This is a genomic window from Actinophytocola sediminis, assembly GCF_054779715.1.
The window spans coordinates 1-710 of sequence record NZ_BAAGXS010000126.1 but is presented as its reverse complement, the minus strand read 5'-3'; the positions used below and the strand labels follow the sequence as shown (position 1 = coordinate 710).

Annotated in this window: 2 protein-coding genes; one reads left to right on the top strand and one right to left on the bottom strand. The window is 63.4% G+C overall.

Annotated features, from left to right (window positions below):
- Nucleotides 1–245, bottom strand: a 245-nt coding sequence (locus ACYVIP_RS44620) for a hypothetical protein (RefSeq protein WP_460407300.1), incomplete at its 3' end; no start/stop codon positions are given.
- 207 nt (nt 246–452) lie between these two features.
- On the opposite strand from ACYVIP_RS44620, the gene ACYVIP_RS44615 reads away from it, so the two are divergent.
- Nucleotides 453–710, top strand: a 258-nt coding sequence (locus tag ACYVIP_RS44615) for a hypothetical protein (protein ID WP_460407298.1), incomplete at its 3' end; no start/stop codon positions are given.

The following is a 710-nucleotide window of genomic DNA, read 5'->3' as shown; positions in this document are numbered from 1 at the left end:
CGTTTGGCGTGGAGCCCGAGGGACTCCAGTGCCGCCTGCGCCACTTCCTCGGGTGTCACATCCAGTGCTACAGCGAGTGCGTGGATTGTCCGTATCTTGGGGAACTCCTGGATGGCCCGGTTGGCGAGATGGTTCCAGTTCGGTTGGGTCTCGTGCCCGTTGCACTGTGCCCGCTGACCGAGCTGGCGAAAGCTCAAGCCGAGCTGCTCCTTCCGTAGCAGGATCAACTCTGCCAGCGTAACCATCCAACCACCCTAAGTGCTCGGGGACCGTGTTAGTGCAGTTTAACGCGCTTTAACTGTATGTAGCCATTGACCGACTGTCGCACCCGGTTTAACGTTCAGGGTTGTGATCCGGCTCGGGCCGACACCGAGCTGGGCGTCCGGCGGGGCGCGGGGCTCCCGCAGGTGACGTGGTCCCGGCTACCCAAACCTGAAGGTGGGGGAACAGGCGTGCCTGTGCACGTGCGTGTGCGTGACGGTCAAGCGTTGCGTGATCGGATTGATGTGGTGAGTGGTCATCATGCGGATGTGGCGATGCGGGCGGGGGTGTCACCGGCTCGGTTGAGTCAGCTGCTCAGCGGTGTTGCTCCGGTGATCACGGTGGCGCAGGCCGCGCGACTGGAGGATGTGCTGGCGGTTCCTCGGGGGACGTTCTTCGCTTTCGCCGAGGATGAGGCCGAGTTGGTCGCCGACTACCTCGATGGCGAC